Below are 22,356 nucleotides of genomic sequence, written 5' to 3'. Positions count from 1 at the left end.
GTGATATTTATGATATCCAATGGAATAGTTTAAAATAGGATGAAGCTGAATTCCAAGCTAATCCTTGATAATATTTAGCAAATTCATTCTCCGATTGTGCAGGAATATAACAGGACACCCCAGAGAAAGAATTAATTGCTGTTCCTAAAAATTGAGGGGTTGCAACCTTAAAGAGGACAGTTCGATCGATTTGACTCTTAATCATGGCTACATGTTCCTTCGAATAATTTTTCTCGCAGAAATCCAAAAGATCAAATGCAGGTACGGTAGAAACCATATTCGGATCAAGATCCAACCTCTGCACATCATTCCTGGAAACTTGCCCATATTTTCCAGTTTGGATAACACTTTCCATGGTCTTAGCCAAATTGGTCATCTCTTTCATATTTATTAAGGAATAACTAGCTGAACGGAACAATCCCTTCTGGTTATTGTAAAAATCAAAGTAAAGCTGTGCTGCCTTTATGAGTCCTTTTTCCACATTCTTATCAAAAAAATGTCCAATGATCTTGTCATATGGCAGACCAACACTGATGACCTCTGTTGGGGAAGCTAATACATAGGGAACAATATCTTTTAATTCATACAGAACCTCCACAGAACCCATCGAGCAGGCATCAAAAATCAAATATTCTAAATTCCTTGGCAAAGCTCTTTTTAGGTCCATTACATCCATGGTCTCCCCATTATCGTCTCCAAATGATTTGACTTTTGCCATTTTCGAGTTCCCAGGATACCAATTGGTAGCATGGGACCATAGTATGGCCGCATAACTTTCTGCCTTTCCGAGTTGCTCCATATCTTCAAATATCATTCTCATGATATTTGGATCTGAGGCATTGTGTTCAGGATAATCTTTTAAAACCTTACTGACAATCTGTGGGGTATCATCATGAACGATTTCGTAAATCTTGGGATTTTGGCCAAAGACCTTGGCATAAACTAATAATTTCCCTCCAAAATCTGCATAGCCGGCCTCCATTTGATTGATATTTGCGTAAGCTTCCGGAGCTAAGTTGTTGTTTGCTGACATATAGACCATAACAGTCTTGGAAACTACTTGCCTTCCTTGAAGGTCCGTTTTGCTGCACGAGGCTAATAAAACACTAAATAACAGGACAAATCCTATTGTAAAACTTTTCTGAAAACAATTTCTCCTGTTGTTCATTTTTTTATTCAATCTAACTCTTTTAACAAATAAATTAATACGGGAAAGTGATCGGAATATCCATTCTGGAATAGATTACCAGAAAACGTCCTTAAGGGATATCCTTTGTACCGACCGTCCTTGGTAATTAAATAATCGGGATTATAGATTTCAGATTTCCAGAATTTCAAACTGCTCCTATCATCTCCTAATAGTGGCTCCGAAATAATAATCTGGTCAAAAAGGCTCCATTTGGCAAGATATCCTAATGTTCCAATACCTTGTGTATAATGCTTAAACATAGTATTGTACAATTCCCCTGGCCTTACATTTTCACTATAGCGTTTTGCCCCTAAAATCTCCTTTACGCTGATATCAACAGGGTCGTCATTGAGGTCACCCATGATGATGATCTTTGCTTTATGATTTTTCCTGTAAATGGAATCTACAGCGTTTCTGACTATGCCAGCAGCATGCTCGCGAAGTTCAGAGGATTTGGACCCAAACCTGGAAGGCCAATGGTTAATGAATACGTGGACCATCTCATTGGCAATTACTCCCTTGACCATTAAAATATCTCGAGTAACGTATTCCGGCCTACTTTCAATATGGTAAGGCAATATCTGGGCATGAACTAAACGAAAAAGCTTGGGATTGTAGAGCATTGCAACATCGATTCCTCGACGGTCTGGAGATTCGTAATGTACAACTTCATAACCATTATCTTTTATAGCACTTTGCTTGATGAGGTCATTTATTACCCTCCTGTTCTCAATTTCAGATAGTCCAATAATTACGGGCCCTGATTTACCATATTTCCTTCCGATACTGCTCAACACAGAAGCAATTTTCTCCTGCTTTTTCCAGTACTTGTCCTGGGTCCAGTTCATCCCGCCTTTTGGTGTAAATTCCTCATCTTGGATACTAGTATCTCTTTCTGTATCAAATAGGTTCTCTACGTTATAGAATGCAATAGGATATACAGAATATTTCCTGTGCTGACTGAGGCCGTTCAACCATAGTGCTGCAAAAAGAAATAACAGAAGGTATTTTCTATTTTGAATACTAAACATATCTGTTATTTCAATTGAGGAATAATGATTTCTTTCTTTCCTCCATTTCCTGAATCCGCACCCACCAATTCTATATTATCTAACCTAAAGCCAATTTTGTTGTTAGCAGAGTTGGAAACAAACTCAATCCTCAAATTATTGGCTTGTGGAATCTTAGGAATACTGATGGTAAACCATTTGTTGTTGTCCCCCGCAGCATTCGATATAGGCTTACTTGGGACTGACATCAATTGCCCATTGACCTTGACCTGGATTTGGTTAAGGTCCGCCGATGCAGATGCATCAAACAGGTTTGCTGTCAGTTGATAGCTTAAGGTCACTTCGCCTTTACCTTGGGAATTGATTCCGGAAATCTCTACAGTAGCATCTCTATTGGCTGGCAACCAGATGTGGGCACCATTTCCTCCCGATATACTTCTAACATCGGCAATACTCGCATCTTCCTTATATTGAACCGGAGGCTTCATGTCAAAATCTTTAAAATCATTGATTTTTGGTCGATTTCCTGATGGATAGGTTCCCTGTCCAAAGGTTTCTTTGAAAAAACTGCCGGCAGTCGGTTTGACCTCTTCCGGATTTTCTCCACTAAAACTCAGAACATCGGCCTTTGTCCGCAACAAAAGCTGCCAGGTACCATTGAACCTTCCTAATATCCCAATAAGGCTACCGATCCCCCTAGGCAATAGGTCCTGGGAAAAATTCGAATAATTACTCGTCCGAACAACCAGCACTTTCCCATCCTGATCCCTTATTTCCTCATTGCTGGTGGCATTTTTTTCCGAAAAGGTCCTTTTTCCGCCATTGACAAAACGTATGTCCCTTACTTCAACGATTTGATGGACCAGATCGTCCGTCAGTTTATCAAACGATATTTCTTTATATTTTACATTCGCTGGGTTTGGCCATGAATTCATCTTGACCTTATCCTGAAAACTCTGCCAGGAAATCCTATTGGCATTGGTGGTCCCCAAACCGATCTGCAATTCACCACCATACTTTAAGATATATAAGTCCTTAAGGTTCACATAAACTTCCTGACCAACCTGATAGGTCACATAGACCGAATTTTGTTCCACGCCTAAATAAATGCCTGCCGTTCCATCCTGTACATAGATTTGCTTATAGATGTTGCCAGATTCATCATTTGCAGTCACAATCCCTTTTATGATTAATTCCTCCTCCAAAAATACCGGATCCTTAATATCCTTAAATCGTTCTTTTAACTGTTTTATACTGATGTTAACCGGTTTCCCCTTATAGACCGGTTCAGTCAAAGGTGGTGGGGTATACTCGCGTTCACATGCCAAGAAAAGCATGCTGAATAAGAACAAATAGATTAACCTAATATTTTTCATCTAATAACTTTATTAAAACCTATAACTTGTATTAAAAAACACATTGAAACCCTGCATATAGAAATATCGAGAATTGAACCTATCTGGATATACTAGGTCCAACCTACCTTGTTCATAACCGCCAGTCCCAACATTTTTTTGGTTCAGTAAGTTCATAATCGACAGATTGAAGTTCAAGGCACGTCGGTTCCGAAGGTAGATCAACTTCCCAACCGAGGCATCCAAGGTAAAATTTCCTTTCAGCCTCTCTTGGCTTGTCAATTTCCTATATGATTCATAACTATCTTGATAGGGGTTCACCGTGGAATATACTGAAGCCATTCTCCTCAAAGCAGCAGAGGACATGTAGTTCCAGCTGACAAGATTCCCACTCATCTCGAGGAACCAGTAATCGTAGAAATACCTGGCAGCAAAGATTCCGGCTGCCTGTGGCGTTCCAGAGACAAAGAGGTTCTTCATGTAAACTTTCTCCTCCAAATTCACCATAAGGCCATTTTCTGAGTTCATGGTCCCCATGGGATTGTTGCTATAGTAATATTCAGCTAGGGTACCAATAAAATCGAAATTCCAGTTTTGGTTCAGACTATAGGTTACACTTGCCTCTATTCCTCGATGTTTTCGATCAACTCCACTTAGGTTGTGAAAGACAAAGGTCCGCTGGGAATCATGGTAATAATTCATCCGTTCCAAATGATCATAGAAATTAGTCTGGAAGAGTGACAGCCGCCCAGATAGATGCGGTAAGGAAAAAACATAATTGATATCATTATGGAGGATCCTGCCACTAGAAAGTCCTTTAACGACGCGGTCTGTAACCCGCGGCATCACATATGATCGATCGGGAGCTGGTGGCTCTGTGATATAGGCAGAATTGGCAGAAAGGAAATTCCGGCCATCAAACTTATAGGTCAGGCCAGCTTTTACCGTAAAATCCACAAAGTCATATTTAGGACCTTTCCCATACGAATGGTCAGGGAACCGGCCGTTCCTCATATTTCCAACCCGACGAAAATCGGTATAGCTGATTTTTGTTCCGTAATAAAACTCTAAATTCCTGGATTGAAAACCATTACTCAACCATGCATTCACAGCCTGAATATCTATATCGTAATCATAGCCGAAAATATCGCCCTCATAAACCTTTCGGTTGGGAAAAAGAAGGTCATTTTGCTTGACATTTTCATTACCTGGATTCTCCCGTTCGGCAAACTTGTCTAGATCAACGACATGGTCGGCTCCCAGCAGATCATCTATGGTCTTATACTGGTATGATCTCGTCTTTCTAGCCTCAATACCTGCTGTTAGATTAAAATTATTTTGATAAAGCTTATTGAATGTTATGTTCACTGTCCCTTCCATCAGGTCAGAATGCCTGCGTTCTAAGGTGTACAAAGCAGCACCGTTCGTTTTTCTAATATTCTCAGGATTCAGATTCTGACGGTACATTTCTTCCCAGTTCAACTGAGTGACCTTAGGGTCCCTAGATTTCCAAAGCTGGGTATACTGTTCGATAGTCCTCATGTCAAGTCTAGGGGTAAACCTTGAAAAATTGGAGGGCAAATAACGATAATAATCAGGTCGTGGATCCATGGCGTTATACCAGTTCAATGCCGAATTACTGTATCGACCATAATGTAAAATACCTCCAGAGGTCAAACTGCTCCTGTCATCAATTTTCCAGCGATGGGAAATGACCAAGGTCGGATCATAGGCATGGACCATTCTTGAATTACGGATCTTACCATTTTGATAGCCCCAATTTGGATTATATAGATTATCACCGACCAAGTCATAGACCTCCTGAAAAGAGGATCCTTGTTGGCCCCGAACTACTGGTGAACCAAAGCTGAGCACGGAAAGCGAATGATCGCCGCCCTGCCATTGTTTTTCCATCGACAATGCATAGGAAAAGTTTCTATAGGATGTCCCCGGAATAAATCCCTTATCAGAAAACCTACCACCGATAGCACCCGTAAATGCCCAACCTTTTTCATTTAGCCCTGTTGAATAACTGAACATGGAGCGTGCATAATAGTTCCTATTCGTATAGGACAGTGTGAGCTTCCCTCCCTTTGCATAGGAGCTTGCTCGCATATTGATGTTTTCAGAACCTCCAATGGTTCCGAAAGTGTATGTTCCTATTTGATTGTAATTGACCACATCCCCATTTCGGGTCAGGTCATTTAACGCTCCGATTGAAGCGTAATTAAAAACTCGGCGGTATTGGTCATTCGCCAAAATGCCGTTGATATAGATCTGTTCGTAATGTGGGTCGTATCCACGAACTCTAAAACGATAAGGAAAGAGCTTAAACCCTACTTTATTCAGGTAAAGGTCATTGGAGAGAATAACGGATGCCTGAATATCTTGTGAGCTCATGTCCCCTTCCGAGGAAATGATATCATCATCTATCACACCCAGAACGGTCTGCACATCGATCTGATTTTCAGCAACCAATTCTATATCCTCCAATCTCATGAAACTGGAATCCTTAATTTCAAATTCCATCTCATAGTTTCTAAATCCAGCTGACTGAATGATTAATTTTTCAGGTCCGGATTTCAAGTTGACAAAGACAAACTCCCCTTCCTCGTTGCTACTGCTGTTCATCTTGTTCTGTTCCAAGTAAACCGAAACACCCACCAAGGGGATTTTCGTGCGGCTGTGGACCACCTTACCTGATAGTTGAATTCCTTCCTGCCCCAAGACGGCTACACAAAAGCAAGTCAACAAAAAGATTATGGAAAAAATCCTTTGCATATTCTTTAATATTCGAAAGGTTTCATTGAACAAGGAAGGGGAATTTTATCCCCCAACCTTGATTAAAATGATTATTTTGTTCCTACTAATTTGATATTATCGATACGATAACCACCCTCATTTAATGCTGAAATCGCATCAAATTCAATAGTGATCGGAGCTGCAGGAATACCTGTGTTAATAGTTTGAGTAGAGAAAGAGTTTTGACCTCCCAATACGCCAGGTTGTTGCATTTCTTGACCATTGATTTTAACTTTCACATTCTCCACCTTCTGTCCAGGACGATTTGAAGCCATTGAATAGGTCAGTTTTAAATTAGTAAAGCCAGTTGTATTAATGTTTTGGATCTTTAACCCTGTGGTTCTATTTGCTGGCAACCAAACATGGGCATCCATGGTAGTGGTTCTACGGATGTCGGCATATTCTGCAGTATACAGATCTGAATAGCTTACGGTCTTATTATAAAATCCAGTATACTGACCGATTCTAAACCTTTTAGACCTATCATCCATTGAGATATCACCAAAAGTTTCTTCAAAAATAGTTTGTTCAACACCAGTAGGAGTTGGAGGAGTAACTGTACCACCATCTTTGCCAATAGTATGTGTTCCACCAGTAACTGAGGTCCAATCTGTGATAATCGCATTTCCAGTAACGGCAACTAATCCGCCTACCTGAAGAGTGATATTATAAGTGTATTTCTTACCAGCTTCATAGTTCAAGTTTGCCGGTAAAGTCCATTTATAATTATCAGATCCAACTGTAAACACAACCTCTTTTGTACTATAATCAGAAGGAATTAAGATAGCTTCAACAAATTGATCCGCATTTTGAGCTGTAACCTTTGCGTTGATATTTGCATTGCTAGTTCCTGCTGCGATAGCTCCTGTCGAAAGTTCCATACTTGAAACGGTAGGTACATTATTATAAGCTGCTCTTAAACCTGTTAAATTGTTCACGCCAGTTCCAGCCTTAACAATCAACTCGATTTTTGTCAACTTATGTGCAAATTCCAAACTTGCAGGACCCGAATTTTTCCCCAAATTCTTTGCATTGTCTGAATACATCACATCAATCTTCGCTAAATTGCTCTGATCCGTAACATTAAAATCTAATCTAGTTCCATTTATCGCAGTTGAAAAAGGATAATATGCGATAAAATCTACCTGCCCAGTTTCAGGATAATTGATGATATCACCTCCCGTTGCCGTAAAGTTCCCGTTTCCATTGGTGATGTATTTTTTGTTCGCCGCCAAGATATTTGACAATCCTGTACCTTGCTTCATAAATACACCAATTTCATCATTTGCATCCCACGCATTTCCATTTGCTTTTGTTGCAGTTGTACCTAGAATCCTAGAAGTGAACTTAACTTCCGATGGATTGGTTTTCTCCAACTTCCTGTAATCATCTTTTTTACAAGAAGATACCAAGGCGATAAACGCCAGGGTTGCAGCTAATAATTGTTTTGTTTTCATTGTAATTTATTTATTTGATTTATAGTAAGTCCTATCTCCAGATCGCATTATTGATCATGCTTTTTGTCGCTTCCGGAAGCCCCGGAAAAAAGCGATGTCCAGTCTTCCTTTCCAATTCCGCTACAGTCATGCGATAACTGTTAAAATGGGCACTGGCCTGCGTAGCCTTATTTTCCATATAGAAACCTATGGTATAATAATCCTGCCCCCTTTTTACGGCCAAAGCCTTATAGTAATATTTTGGTTTTGCAACATCCTCACCTCTATTATCCTTCACATATTCTACAGGAGCATTGCCATCCCTGATTCCGGCTCCTGTTACTACATACATGGTATCCACCCCCGAATTCCTTGCCCAAGAACGGATCTGATTTTCCAATCTTGCCCACAGCCCCTGGTTCAATGAGCTGTTCTGAGCAGTCATATTGGTATAATAAAATGTCGTGGAGTTTTCGGCATAATTCTTTGTCCTATCTGCACTCGGGATCTGATGACCACGGTCTATCCCTCCGATTCCAAAACCTCTGGATAATAAAGGTTGAGTAAAGTTGGAAAAGCTAGGGTCATAGGCCCAATTGTCCGTACGAGACTGCCCCCCTAAATAGTCACCACTCAATGGATAGGCCACCCAGTGAGCAACCCTATTTTTCTTGTCGTAAAGCATTGAAAAATTTCGTTTGGAACGATCAGGAGTCATCTTAAAATTATATTCAAGATCTGCTGAATTTGAAATGACTGGCAATTCCATATAAGAGACAGTCGGGTTGGGATCCACCGTACCATCATCAGTCAAATCGATACTATACTGGTATCTATTTCCCCGCACATAATCTGTTGCCAACTTGCCAATTTCCCAGGTATAACGATCTCCTTTATTACTAGTAAACACCATTACGGATTGACCACTCAATTTTCCAGGAAAAATGACCCATTCGATTACCGTTTCTAGTCCTGTAGACAGGACCTTACCCTCCACGTCCTTGGAGACTTGACGAGGGGTTAACTGAGACTGATCAATTTGAAAAATTGCTTCCGTCCGTAAAGAGCTTATTTTTGCATTAACCGCATTGATCCCCACTCCTTTTACTCGAACCTGGATCTTGGCCATCAGTCTTTCAAAATTCAATTGAACTGGCCCCTGCTGATAGCCCATGGCATTAGCACTGTGCCCAATCATATAATCAATGGTAGCCTGTTGTTGCTGATTGGATATGTTCAATTCCCTCTGCAGATCAGATCTTCGTTGAAAAGGATAAAATGCAACAAACTTAACTTGCTTATCCTTGGGAAAATCTATGGCGTCTGCCGATGTTTTGGGAGAAAAATTCCCGTTCCTTTGCGTTAAAAACTGTTTATTGAACCCCACAGGTATCACATTGCCTGCTGTCAGAGCCTCTCCCTGATACATAAAAATTGAAATGGAATCCTTTTCATCCCATTGCGTACCTGACATACGGGTCTGAACCTGGCCAGTAATCTTACTGGTAAACAAAACAGATTGTTCTTGCTTAACTTGGATATTACTGAAGTCTTTCCGACATGAACCCAAAAACAATAACGCAACTGCGAGAACAAAGAATAACCTCTTAATCATTAACTTAATATTTATTATATAAAAACCAATTATTTCGCATCATAATAAGTCTGGCTCAAAATCAAGACTTTTCCTGAGTTTTAATTTTGAATTCACCACCAAATTTACCTTTGAATTAATACAGTTTAATTAAAAAGATATTAAGAATATATTACTAATGAGGCTTTGGTTAAACTCTATGTTAAGCAACAAGATAAAAACCAAGGAATTAGCAAATTGAACAAGCTTTTAAGCCTTTATTAAGAGGACAAAAAAAAGGCAGAAACAAATAATGTTTCTGCCTAGCACCTTTTATAAAAATTTCTTATTTCGGCTTGTAATGGAACTTACCTTTTTCTATCAGATCTTGTTGTTTTTCATCACAGATGGCAAAAGTAAATCCATCTTGCAATGCATATGAACCATATTCACCATTTTTATTTAAGGCTAGAAATCCTACCTGAATATCTTTGGCAATTTCAGGTTTTTTCTTGACGATCCTCATAACCGCTTCCTTGCAGGCATCTTCAGGGGAATAACCTTGACGCATTAATTCTACCACCAGAAAACTACCTACATTCCGGATCACTTCCTCTCCCACACCGGTTGAAGTAGCTCCTCCAACCTCATTATCAACATATAGACCTGCTCCGATAATTGGACTGTCGCCTACTCGGCCATGCATTTTAAAAGCCATGCCACTGGTAGTGCAGGCTCCAGAAAGATTACCGTCAGCATCTAGGGCCAACATGCCTATGGTATCATGGTTATATTTGTTTCCCGGCAGTCTTTCCGTGGCAAATGATTTATTTTCAATGTTCATGACCGGTTTGTAGTTCTTTTCCTTTAACCACTCTTTCCAAGCTTCCTCAGAACTGGGGGTCAATAAATTCTCGGCCTGGAATCCATTCTCCAGTGCAAATTGCCTTGCTCCGGCACCAACCAACATCACATGTGGCGTTTTTTCCATCACTAATCTCGCTACCGAGATAGGATGGGCAATATCTTCCATCGCCGCCACTGAACCACAATTACCAAGCTCATCCATAATACATGCATCCAAGGTCACATGTCCATCACGGTCCGGATAACCACCTTTTCCCACTGTTACATTCTTTAGATCGGCTTCAGGGATTTTCACACCTGCTTCGACCGCATCAAGGGCCCGACCATTTTTCTTCAGGATTTCCCAAGCAGCTTGATTGGCAGCAACACCAAAATCCCAAGTGGAAATCACAATAGGTTTACGAACCGATTTCGTGGATTTCTCTGTCGCTTGACAGGAAATAGCAGAAGCTACTGTACCTATACTGGCAGCCCCTATGATACCTTGTTTTATAAATTTTCTTCTTGAATGCATAGTAATTACAATATTAGGAATACAATTTACAAAGAACAAGGATTAAACGATTGTAAATTATGCGTTATTTCCAGTTAATTATTTGGAAAAAACGTAAAAATACGCTTAATTACAGTCTATTTTTCGCATATTTATGCGGTTTTACCAAGATAACAATTATTAAAGACTAGAATGATGATACGTATCACTGCGCTATTCTGCACATTTTTCTGTTTGAACAATATTTCTTTCGCACAAACAGACTCCACGATCTATAAAAAAGTGGATCAGATCGTACAAGACGCCAAACAACAATTTGCTCCGGATAAACGAACCAAAATCGTTGCCCTTACGCAAGCAAATGCGATCAATAATCAGTATGTCATTGAGTCGAGTGTTGCTGAAGCCAGCAACTTCATCAAGTCTCAAACAGCTAATATTCCTGCAACGATCCGAATCAATGCCCTTCCAGACTCTACCGTAGGTCAAAAAGTTCATGGAGTCGTCAATCTTTCGGTGGCAAACTTTAGAACAAAACCAGGAAATGCCTCTGAAATGGCAACACAGGCCATTCTTGGAACAGAGGTTGACCTGTTGCAAAAAGTTGATGGTGAATATAGAGCAAGAACTCCTGAAGGCTATATTTCATATGTTCCAGCCTCCTCTATTGCAGCAATGGATCATGCCGCTTTAGAAAAATGGAGAAAGCTTCCCAAATTAATCTACACAGCTGAATTTGGAAAATCACTTTCTCAAGCTGACCCAAAAAGTGTCCGGGTTTCTGACCTGGTTTATGGAAATATCCTAGGCTTATTAGCTGAAGAAGGTAACTATTATAAAGTAACTTATCCCGACCATCGTATTGCCTTTATCCTAAAAGATGAAGCATTAACATTCGACAAATGGTTAGGCTCAAGAGAACTGACGGCAGACAATGTGATCAGCAGTGCCAAAACCATGATGGGGCTACCTTATCTTTGGGGCGGAACATCTGTTAAGGGTGTAGATTGCAGTGGTTTTACCAAAACTGCTTATTACATGAATGGCTACATCATCCCGAGAGATGCATCTCAGCAGGTATTGGCTGGTCAAAAAATTGACATCCTAGATAAAGACGGACATTTCGACGCTAAAAAAGCACTTAAAAACTTGAAACCGGCTGATTTATTGTTCTTTGCTTCTGGCAAAAACAGCAATCCTAATGCGCGTGTTACCCACGTTGCCCTATATATTGGAAATGGTGAATTCATACATTCGGCAGGAACCGTTCGTATCAACTCCATGTTGAAAGATGCCGCAAACTACGATGACTTCCAGACCAGGACCGTCGTTGCAGCAAAAAGATATATCGGCGTGAAAGATCAGCAAGTGCAAAAAATACAAGAAAACCCTTACTATAACCAAAAATAACCATGAACAGCAACGAGTGGCAAAGCAAAAATATGGGGAAATTTACCCTGCGTTTCAAGCCCTATACGCTTGAACTACGCCATGTATTTACCGTAGCTTCTTTTAGTCGATCAACAACCCCTGTTGTCTTGACTGAACTCGAATATGATGGCATTATTGGCTATGGCGAGGCAAGCATGCCCCCTTACCTTGGGGAATCCCAGGAATCGGTCATGAATTTCTTGAACAAGATTGATCTTTCTAGGTTCAACTCCCCTTTCCAAACCGAAGAAATCCTTCAATACATCGATCAGGTCGATGCTAAGAACACGGCAGCTAAAGCTGCTGTCGATATCGCATTACACGATGTATTAGGCAAAATAATGGGCCAGCCATTTTATAAAATATGGGGATTAAACCCTGATCTTATTCCGCCAACTTCCTATACCATTGGAATAGATACGGAAGAAATGATCCGCAAAAAAGTAGCTGAGGCTGAGCAATTCAAGATCTTGAAAGTAAAACTTGGTCTAGATACAGACAAAATGATCATTGATACGATCCGTTCAGTAACGGATGTCCCTTTATGTGCCGATGTCAACCAAGGCTGGAAGAACAAGGAAGAAGCTTTGGAAATGTCCCATTGGTTAAAGGAAAGAAACGTTGTTTTCCTGGAACAACCGATGCCAAAGGAAATGATCGATGAAAATGCTTGGCTAACTGAACGTTCTCCAATCCCTACGATTGCGGACGAAGGTTGCCAGCGCCTTGCCGATGTGCCGGCTCTAAAAGATGTTTATACAGGCATCAACATCAAATTGATGAAGTGTACTGGCATGCGTGAAGCCAAAAGAATGGCCGAATTAGCCCGCTCTTTAGATATGAAAGTGATGTTGGGTTGTATGACTGAAACCTCCTGTGCCATTACCGCAGCAGCTCAGTTAGCTCCATTAGTGGATTGGGCAGATTTGGATGGGGCCTTATTGATTGCAAATGACATCTACGACGGTATGCAGGTAAGAGATGGGAATTGCATTCTTCCCAACCGTCCTGGAATTGGAATTTTAAAAATATAAATTGGACAAAAAATCCAAAAAACACATTACCTAGAAAAACAGATTACCTAAGAATAACAAATTACCAAAATTATGAAACATCACTTGCTCACAACTTTGTGCGTAGTGGCTTGCACGTCTATGCAGGTCGTTAATGCGCAACAAATCGCTGTGGCTGGGAAAGTTTCTGGATCAGATGGCACTCCGCTCGTTGGAGTAACTGTATCTGTGAAAGGAACAACAATCAGTACCAGTACCAACGAGAATGGCTTGTTTTCTCTAAATGCAGATCACAATGCCACATTGGTTGTATCTTATATAGGATACACAAGCCAAGAAATCCCACTGAACGGAAGAAAAGCCATCAACATCACCTTAAATCAAGATGACCAAGCCATCGATGAAGTTATGGTTGTTGCTTATGGTACTGCCAAGAAAAGCTCCTTTACAGGTTCGGCAGCAACCGTAAATTATGAAAAAGAGGCAAAAGACATTCCCGTTACCTCCTTCGAACAAGCTTTAACTGGTCGCATACCAGGTGTTCAGATCAATACGACTTCGGGCCAGGCTGGATCAACCTCCAGTATCCGGGTTAGGGGAATCGGTTCCATGAACGCCTCCAACGAACCTTTATATGTAGTGGATGGAGTACCGGTAGTTTCTGGAAATGTGGGCCAAATGAGTGGAGCTCTTTCGGGAAGCAGCAACAATATCATGGCCACCATTAACCCTAATGACATTGAATCCATTTCAATTCTGAAAGATGCCGCGGCAGCTTCATTATATGGTTCGCGTGCAGCAAATGGGGTAGTGATCATTACGACTAAATCAGGAAAAGCCGGAAAACCAAAAATCGATTTCCGTACCTCCTATGCCGTAACTCCTAATTGGGCGACCGACAACTACAAACCTGGAAATCCTCAGGAACAGATCCAGTACTTCTACCAAATTTTCCACGATTACAGAACCTCCAACGGATACACCCAAGAACAGGCAAATCAATATGCCTTAAACCGTATGAATACGAGATTCGGGATCCACGGCTATGAATTCTCTAGCGAAGGAACCGGCTTGTATGATAAAATTATCATCAAGGGTAAAACGGACGGTGTTGAAAATAGAGACGGTCAATATTTTGATTGGAATGACGCTCTTTTCCGCACTGGAAAATATCAGACCAATGACCTTGCTGTGAGTGGTGCTAGCGATAAAACTAAATATTATTCTTCTTTGTCTTATACAACCGACAAAGGCAGAGCCTATACCAATGAGTTTGAAAGAATCGGCGGCCGATTGAATTTTTCCCAAAAACTTTCTGAAAAAGTCGAATTTGCCACCAACTTCAATTTAAACCATAACAACAAGGAAGGTTACAATGACACGCGTAACACAGGGACAAACTATATGTACCTTGCAAACAACCTATTGTTCCCTTTCTATTGGCCTACGGATTACAGGACAGGCAAAGAATACACAACACGTTATAATTCTTTAGGTTACAACCCATTATACTATGATAAACAATGGGAAAATAATTCAAAGACACTTCGTATTGTTGCTGCTCCATCCTTGACTGTAAAATTCCTTCCGGAATTGACCGGTAAAACCATCTTCTCCTACGATAATGCCGAGGTTAAGGATCATTTATATTATAGCCCTTTGCATTACCATACTACTTATGGTGCTACAGCTAACGGAACTGTTTTTGAGTACAGCACGAATTACAAGAAGTTGATTTCTTCTTCAACCTTGAATTACAACAAAACCTTTGCTACGGAACATACCTTAGATTTATTGGTAGGATTTGAAGCTGAAAAGAATGAAACAAATTATCAATTTGCAAGTGGTTCCAACTTGCCTTCCAGTTCGCTGCATACCGTAGCTACTGCCGGTATCAAAGACGCTGATGCATATATGTGGGGGAATAATATGATGTCTGTATTCTCTAGAGCTGAATACAACTTTAAAAACACTTATTTCCTTTCAGGATCCCTGAGAAGGGACGGTAACTCCAGATTAGGCCCTGATACCCGTTGGGGTAATTTCTGGTCCCTGTCTGCTGCATGGAACCTAAAAAATGAGAGCTTCATTTCGGATATCGAAGAAATCAATCTCCTAAAACTAAAAGCTTCCTATGGTACCAATGGAACTCTTCCTACTTCGAATTTCGGCTGGAGATCCTTGGCTTCGTATGGATATAACTACATGGACCAACCAGGTGGAATCTTGACTACCATTGCAGACAAGGATTTGAAATGGGAAAAGAGCCATACCTTCAACGTAGGTGCTGAATTTGGTTTGTTCAACAATAGACTTTATGGAACCGTTGAATATTTCAATAGAGATTCAAAAGACCTATTACAGGATGTCAACATCTCTTTAGTAACCGGATTTAACTCTACTCTTCTGAATGTTGGGGAAATCAACAATAAAGGCCTTGAAATTTCAATAGGTGGAGACCTCATCAAAAAAGATGATTTCCGTTGGTCCGCTAATGTCAATACCTCTTTCCTGAAATCGAAAGTTTCGAAACTTTATGGTGGTAAAGATATCACTTGGTGGGACCCAACAGGTGGAGATTCAAGAGTGCAATTCATGTACAAAGAAGGGGAAGATGTGTATTCATATTACATGGCTGAATGGGCAGGTGTAGATCCAAGCAATGGTAAGCCAATGTGGTATACCAATGATGGTACAGAAGGAGAATTCTTGCACAACGGACGTGGTGCTACCAATAAGGTAAGCGATGCAAAACAGGTTATCGTTGGCTCTCCGATCCCTAAAGCATATGGAGGTTTCAATACCGATATAGAATACAAAGGTTTCTCTTTGGGCTTAAACTTCACTTATAAAATCGGTGGGAAGTTATTTGATGCGGGCTCAAGAGATGTTGCAGAAGATGGTTATTACTGGGAAAGGATCCGTTCATATTACGCCATACAGAACGTATGGACACCAGATAACACAGATGCACTTTACCCTTTTGTCAGTGGAAATGACCCAGAAGATGGTATCACACGCTCCACCCGGCACCTATACGATGCATCATTCCTGCGCTTGAAAAACGTGAATGTATCATATCGATTGCCAAGTGCAGTAGTCAGCAAAATTGGATTTAGCAATGCTAGGATCTTCTTCAATGGTACTAATTTATTAACCGCTTCTAAATTTAAATGGGCTGACCCTGAGGTTAACCAGTTTGGAACAAGAGGTTGGGAAACTCCTTTCGGAAAAACATACACCTTCGGATTAGAAGTTAGTCTATAACCTTCAATTATTATCATCATGAAAAAGAATTCATTATATATCATAGCACTTGCAAGTTTATCGTTGTTTTCTTGTAAGGATTTCTTGGATGTAAAACCAACCAACTCCACCGATTCCAGTGTAACCATTCAAACAGTTGCCGATGCGAAGGTGATGATCAATGGTTTGACAAGACAGATTGTAAAATCAAGCTTATTTGGCCGAAACTTAATGCTCTACGGAGATGCAAAAGGAGGTGATCTTACCATTGTCTCCCAAGGCCGCGGGCTAGATGCATTATATGTATTCAACCACTCCGTCAATAACAACAACTATTCTGATTTCTGGGCAGATGGATATAATGCCATCATGCAAGCAAACAATATCATCAAAAGTATTGATGACCTCCAAGCAGCCGGAACTGAACTGGATTTCAATAATTTTGAAGGTCAAGCTTTGACCATCCGTGCCTTATTACATTTTGAATTGGTCAAACTTTACGGAAAAACCTATACACAAGACCCGAATGCATTAGGGGTTCCTATTGTTACTGAAGCATTAAGTACCTCTGCTCAACCCTTGCGTAATAAAGTTTCTGAAGTGTATGGGCAGATCATAAAGGATCTAACTGCTGCAGCAGAGTTGCTTCCTAAAACAAAGGCAAATGGTTACATAAATTACTATGCCAATAGGGTTATCCTTTCAAGGGTCTACATGACCATGGGAGATTTTGACAAAGCTTTGGCTGCAGCCGAAGAAGTCATTGACTCCAAGGTTTACTCCTTATACTCCAACAGCGAATGGGTACCTTCTTGGGCAAATCAATTTGGCAAAGAGTCGATTTTTGAAATCACCTTAGCCAAAGATCAAGGCGATTTAGGGTCCGCATCCTTGGGTTTCTATTATTTGAAGAATAAGGATAACAATGCACTTGGTAATTTCACAGCTTCAGACTATTTCTTATCACGTTTAGGACAAGATGAAGATGATGTGCGTTGGGGAATATTCACCAAAGATGAATTGGACCGTCAGGCAGCATGTTATAAGTACGTAGGCTCAGTTGAAAAAGATGGGGATGGCAAGGATACTTATACGGCTGTCAATATTAAAGTAGCCCGTTTATCTGAAGTCTATTTAAATGCGGCCGAATCAGCATTGAAAAAACCATCTCCTGACAAAGCTAAAGCGGCGAACTACCTGAACGAAATCCGCAAACGTGCTCCTGAATTGGCAGCAGCAACGGCTGCAACTGTTACAGAAGCCATGATCTTGGATGAAAAGAGCAAGGAGCTTTACGGCGAAGGTCAACGTTATTGGGATATGATCCGTACAAATAAAACGATCACCTTCAATGATGAACATGTTGGAGTTACCATGTCACATAGACAAAAATCCATCAATAGGACTTTCTTCAAAACCATTCTCCCTATTCCACAAGTGGAAATCAATGCAAATCCAGGACTTGAAGCACAGCAGAACCCAGGATATTAAGAACCAATTATTATACAACATCAGGCGGTCAGATTGACCGCCTTTTTTTGACCCAAAATGAATGAGCAATGTCATTAAGTCTAGGTTTCTGTGTTCATGTTGTGTAACGAAGCATCTCCGATGCGAATTTTCAAAATTTAAGAAAACTAATATTGAATTGGCGTACAGATTTTCCATTGATCGTACAGAATTGCACATGCACTAAAGAGGGATTCAGAGTGAAACGAAGAATCTATTCTTTAATTTTTTGTGGGTCGTGGTCATCTTGAGCACAGCGAAAGAACTGTTTTTTTTTAGAAGATTTATTGAAAAACATGTCACCCCGCTGGGGGTTGGCCGTAAAACGGTTTAAATTCCTAAAAAGATTTCACCCACGCTGTGGGTTCTAGAAATAAGCATTCCACCTTCCGAAGGAAGCCCTTTAGCAACCGACTCATTTCCAATGGCGGAAAAATGGAAAGAATGCCGTTGTCCTGTGCGATGGGATTGCTAAAATAATTGAACCCTTCTAGGGTTCTCTTTATTGCAAGAATTCTGCATTGTTAGTCACTTAAGGAACATTCCACCTTCCGAAGGAAGCCCTTTAGCAACCGGCTCATTTCCAATGGCGGAAAAATGGAAAGAATGCCATTGCCCTGTGCGATGGGATTGCTAAAATAATTGAACCCTTCTAGGGTTCTCTTTATTGCAAGAATTCTGCATTGTTAGTCACTTAAGGAACATTCCACCTTCCGAAGGAAGCCCTTTAGCAACCGGCTCATTTCCAATGGCGGAAAAATGGAAAGAATGCCGTTGTCCTGTGCGATGGGATTGGCCTTGGAATGCTTCCTCAAGAACATCCCTTTTGATGGGGTGTTCTTGAGGAAGATATTCCCGACATCAAGGCATTCTTTTCATGTGTGCTGGCTGGTGCGAAAAGCCATATTAAATGAGCCGAAGCCTTTTGGTTACTTTTGGGCTTCAAAAGTAACAAAGAATCTATTTATGTTTTTTTTGCCATTGCTTTCAGTGATGCAGATCCACTTATCAAGCAAAAGGATCGGAGGGATTATCTCTTTTACAGCCCTTTACAAACAAAACCCTATCCTCTTTCCACATCCTATAAATATTCATTATTTATTTCTCTTTTTTAGCAAAATCTTCACAAAAACGCAAGGTTTTTAACAAATCCCTCAATATTTCGCAAATAGAGTAACTTAACAATAATGTCCTTTGCATTTTTTTGCAAATTTTTCATTGTTTTTAACATGAATCCGTTATATTCGTTTATCTAATAACCAATAACTCTAAAGATGAATTTACCAACTTGCTTATCAATTGCGGTTGCATCATTATGTTCCATTCAGATGCTCTCCGCGCAACAATTGTCCATAGCTGGAAAGGTGACCAACGCCGAAGGTGAACCCATTGTTGGGGCCTCCATTTTTGTAAAAGGCACACAGCAAGGTACTTCCAGTAATGAGAGCGGATTGTTTACTTTGAATGCACCAAGCAGCGGAACGCTGTTAATCCGTGCTGTAGGATACGCTCCTTTGGAAGTCCCTATCAGCGGAAGAACGAACATTTCCATTCAACTTCAACACGATGACAGTGAAATCGATGAAGTTGTAGTGACAGCTCTAGGTATCCAAAGAAGTGAAAAATCGCTAGGATATGGAGCCCAAAGTGTGAACAGTGCCACTTTGAACTCCAACAAACAACCCAACTTGGTCAATGCATTACAAGGTAAAATAGCCGGTGCGACCATCAGCTCTACCGGTGGTGCGCCTGGTCAAGGTGCAAATATCCAAATCCGTGGTATTAACTCCATCGACCCTACCCGCGATAATCAACCTCTTTTCGTAATCGACGGTATCCTAATGGATAACTCGACCTCTACACAAGGTGGTGCCGAAGTACGTGGTATGAGTAACCGTTCAGTGGATATCAACCCTGATGATATTGAAACCATCAATATCCTTAAAGGTGGAGCCGCCACCGCACTTTATGGACTTCGTGGTGCAAATGGTGTTGTCATCATTACTACAAAGAGTGGTAAAGCTGGTTCTTTGAAAATTGATTACCAAGGAACAGTTGGTTTTGAAAATGTCAACAAATTCCCTAAAATGCAGGACACCTATACCCAAGGATGGAAAGGTGTTTATGATAAAGATGATTTCTGGCCTGCTTGGGGACCTACGGTAGCTGAAGCTATTAAAGTAGACCCTACGCATCCAATTACACTATACAAACCTTTTGAAGAGGCATTCGAAACCGGAAACCAATTCCGGAACTCCTTAAGTTTCTCCGGAGGATCTGAAAAATTCAGTTTTTTAACGTCTGTATCCCAATTGAAACATAATGGGGTACTACCAGCAACAGATTTCAAAAATTATCAAGCTCGATTGAACACCAATTTCACCTTAAGTGAAAAATTAAAAGGTGGTTCTTCCCTTGCAGTGACCAACTCAGGAGGTTACCGCGGAAATGCCAATCGCTATGCCGAACAGTTGATCTATTGGACCCCAAGATACAATGTAAGGGATTACCTCATGGAAAATGGAACCATGAAATCTTACGGTGAAACCGACAACCCTATCTATGTCGCACATACCAACAGATTTAAAGACGATGTATTACGCGTAATCGGAGGTTTTGACCTAACCTATTCTCCAGCAAAATGGGTGGATTTGATGTACCGCGTAGGTATTGACGCCTATAGGGATAATCGCGAAGGAACAGCTATTGGTTACCAAGGACTGGCAGATGAGCGTTTAGTTTATGATAATGGTGTTGAGGGTGCTGATGGACGCGGATTTTATAATGTCTACAACAATAATTTCAGGGCATTGACCAGTACTTTCATTGCAACCTTCAAACATGATTTCAACGATGACCTCAATGCTACATTACGTGTTGGACAGGATGTTTACGACCGATTCATTAAAAGAACAGCTACCGAAGGTGGAGATTTAACGGTTTATAACTGGTTTGATCTAGGCAATGCCAACATCATCAAAGCGGCCACATACAATGAAAAATATAGATTGATGGGCTTCTTCGGTGAGTTGAACCTAGCTTACAAAGATTATCTATTCTTAACCCTAACAGGTAGAAATGACATCACCTCTACCTTGAGCAAGAACAATCGTTCTTTCTTCTACCCTTCTGCCACATTAAGCTATGTGCTTTCAGACCAATTCAGTATGCCTGAAGCTATTAACTTTGCCAAATTGCGCTTGTCGTACGCACAGATCGGTAAAGACGCTGCACCTTATTCAACCAGTGCTGGTTTCGCTCCTTATACCAACCTGCCAACAGGTTATATCGGATTTACAAGACCTTCCTTATTGGGTGACCCGCAATTAAAACCTGAATTTACCGACACCTATGAGGTAGGGATGGAAATGAAGTTCTTACAATCTCGATTAGGATTAGATGTGAACTTCTATAACTCGGTAAGTAAGGACCAAATTATTCAAGTCCCTGTATCTTCAACAACTGGATTTGTTACCGCTTCGATTAACGCTGGTAGTATCCGTAACAGAGGTTTAGAGATCACCTTAAATACAACACCTGTTAAGAAGGACAACTTCACATGGAATTCAGACATCAACTTTTCCTTCAACAGAAACAAGATCCTGTACATCCGCGAGGATTTAGATGATGAAATTGTAGTTTCTTCTGAATATGGCTACTTGAACTCAACCGTTTCCATGCGTATCCGTCCAGGAGAGTCCTATGGTACACTTTATGGTAGAACGTACAAGCGTTACTATACTCCTGATGAAATCGCTCAGGGCTTGGATAAAACCCGTGAATACGACGAGAGCCGTCCTCTATTGATCGGTGCAAATGGTTTCCCTGTATTGGAATCAACCTCAGTTCCTAAGAAATTAGGCAATGTTCAACCGAGCTGGGTAGGCGGCTGGAACAACACCTTCAATTACAAGAGCCTATCTTTAAATGTATTGGTCGATGCACGTGTGGGGCAATACCGTTACAACCAATTAGGAAACTTTATGGCTGCATTCGGAGAGGCTGATTATACAGAAGACCGAAATGACTACAAAGTATTTGATGGTGTATTGGCTGACGGTTCAAAGAACACAAAAGAGGTATGGTTAGGCCAAGGAAAAGACCCTAAAAATGGTGTAGATTATGGGAATGGTTATTACCGAGATAACTTCCGTGGAAACTCCCAATTCTTTGTGGAAGATGCTTCATGGTTAAGATTACGATCTGTATCCATTGGCTATAGCTTACCACAACAATGGTTAGAAAACAAGTTTGTTAAGAACGCTAGAGTTTCTTTGATTGGAAACAATCTTGCCCTTTGGACAAAGTATTCAGGATATGACCCTGAAAACTCAACCACGGCAAGTGGATCGAATATCGAAGGTTTTGCAGGGATGACTTACCCTGCTGTCAGAAGCTTCTTATTTAGCTTAAATGTTGGCTTTTAATTCTT

General features: G+C 40.6%; 12 protein-coding genes. 5 read left to right on the top strand and 7 right to left on the bottom strand.

What is annotated here, in order from left to right:
* Positions 1 to 7: 7 nt before the first annotated feature.
* The 7 genes from NMK93_RS04050 to NMK93_RS04020 all read right to left on the bottom strand — a co-directional run bounded on the left by NMK93_RS04050 (position 8) and on the right by NMK93_RS04020 (position 10,746).
* Positions 8 to 1,033, bottom strand: a complete 1,026-nt coding sequence (locus NMK93_RS04050; protein WP_254534402.1) for a clostripain-related cysteine peptidase — start codon at positions 1,031 to 1,033, stop codon at positions 8 to 10.
* Positions 1,034 to 1,176: 143 nt separating this feature from the next.
* On the bottom strand, positions 1,177 to 2,220 hold the full coding sequence (locus NMK93_RS04045) for an endonuclease/exonuclease/phosphatase family protein (protein WP_254529751.1): 1,044 nt from the start codon (positions 2,218 to 2,220) through the stop codon (positions 1,177 to 1,179).
* A 5-nt stretch (positions 2,221 to 2,225) separates the two neighbouring features.
* On the bottom strand, positions 2,226 to 3,575 hold the full coding sequence (locus NMK93_RS04040) for a DUF5689 domain-containing protein (protein WP_254529749.1): 1,350 nt from the start codon (positions 3,573 to 3,575) through the stop codon (positions 2,226 to 2,228).
* A 12-nt stretch (positions 3,576 to 3,587) separates the two neighbouring features.
* Positions 3,588 to 6,335 carry a carboxypeptidase-like regulatory domain-containing protein gene (locus NMK93_RS04035; protein WP_254529746.1) on the bottom strand — a complete coding sequence of 916 codons (2,748 nt, stop codon included), beginning with the start codon at positions 6,333 to 6,335 and terminating at the stop codon, positions 3,588 to 3,590.
* A gap of 71 nt (positions 6,336 to 6,406) precedes the next feature.
* Positions 6,407 to 7,813 (bottom strand): fimbrillin family protein, encoded by a 1,407-nt coding sequence (locus NMK93_RS04030; protein WP_254529744.1) that lies wholly within the window; start codon positions 7,811 to 7,813, stop codon positions 6,407 to 6,409.
* A 31-nt stretch (positions 7,814 to 7,844) separates the two neighbouring features.
* On the bottom strand, positions 7,845 to 9,407 hold the full coding sequence (locus tag NMK93_RS04025; protein ID WP_254529742.1) for a DNA/RNA non-specific endonuclease: 1,563 nt from the start codon (positions 9,405 to 9,407) through the stop codon (positions 7,845 to 7,847).
* A 304-nt stretch (positions 9,408 to 9,711) separates the two neighbouring features.
* Positions 9,712 to 10,746 carry a N(4)-(beta-N-acetylglucosaminyl)-L-asparaginase gene (locus tag NMK93_RS04020; RefSeq protein ID WP_185210571.1) on the bottom strand — a complete coding sequence of 345 codons (1,035 nt, stop codon included), beginning with the start codon at positions 10,744 to 10,746 and terminating at the stop codon, positions 9,712 to 9,714.
* A 171-nt stretch (positions 10,747 to 10,917) separates the two neighbouring features.
* On the opposite strand from NMK93_RS04020, the gene NMK93_RS04015 reads away from it, so the two are divergent.
* The 5 genes from NMK93_RS04015 (at position 10,918) to NMK93_RS03995 (ending at position 22,351) form a co-directional block, all read left to right on the top strand.
* Positions 10,918 to 12,135 (top strand): C40 family peptidase, encoded by a 1,218-nt coding sequence (locus tag NMK93_RS04015; protein WP_254529740.1) that lies wholly within the window; start codon positions 10,918 to 10,920, stop codon positions 12,133 to 12,135.
* Between the two features lie 2 nt (positions 12,136 to 12,137).
* Entirely contained in the window at positions 12,138 to 13,190 is a 1,053-nt protein-coding gene (locus tag NMK93_RS04010; protein ID WP_185210575.1) for a dipeptide epimerase, read from the top strand.
* Positions 13,191 to 13,262: 72 nt separating this feature from the next.
* Entirely contained in the window at positions 13,263 to 16,436 is a 3,174-nt protein-coding gene (locus NMK93_RS04005) for a TonB-dependent receptor (RefSeq protein ID WP_254529738.1), read from the top strand.
* Positions 16,437 to 16,454: 18 nt separating this feature from the next.
* Complete coding sequence (locus NMK93_RS04000; protein ID WP_254529736.1) at positions 16,455 to 17,906, top strand: RagB/SusD family nutrient uptake outer membrane protein; 1,452 nt, start codon at positions 16,455 to 16,457, stop codon at positions 17,904 to 17,906.
* Positions 17,907 to 19,198: 1,292 nt separating this feature from the next.
* Positions 19,199 to 22,351, top strand: a complete 3,153-nt coding sequence (locus NMK93_RS03995; protein ID WP_254529734.1) for a SusC/RagA family TonB-linked outer membrane protein — start codon at positions 19,199 to 19,201, stop codon at positions 22,349 to 22,351.
* The last annotated feature ends 5 nt before the right edge of the window (positions 22,352 to 22,356 follow it).

Source organism: Sphingobacterium sp. LZ7M1 (assembly GCF_024296865.1).
Taxonomy (GTDB): domain Bacteria; phylum Bacteroidota; class Bacteroidia; order Sphingobacteriales; family Sphingobacteriaceae; genus Sphingobacterium.
The sequence above is the reverse complement of the archived record's forward strand: the minus strand, read 5'-3'. Positions and strand labels throughout refer to the sequence as shown.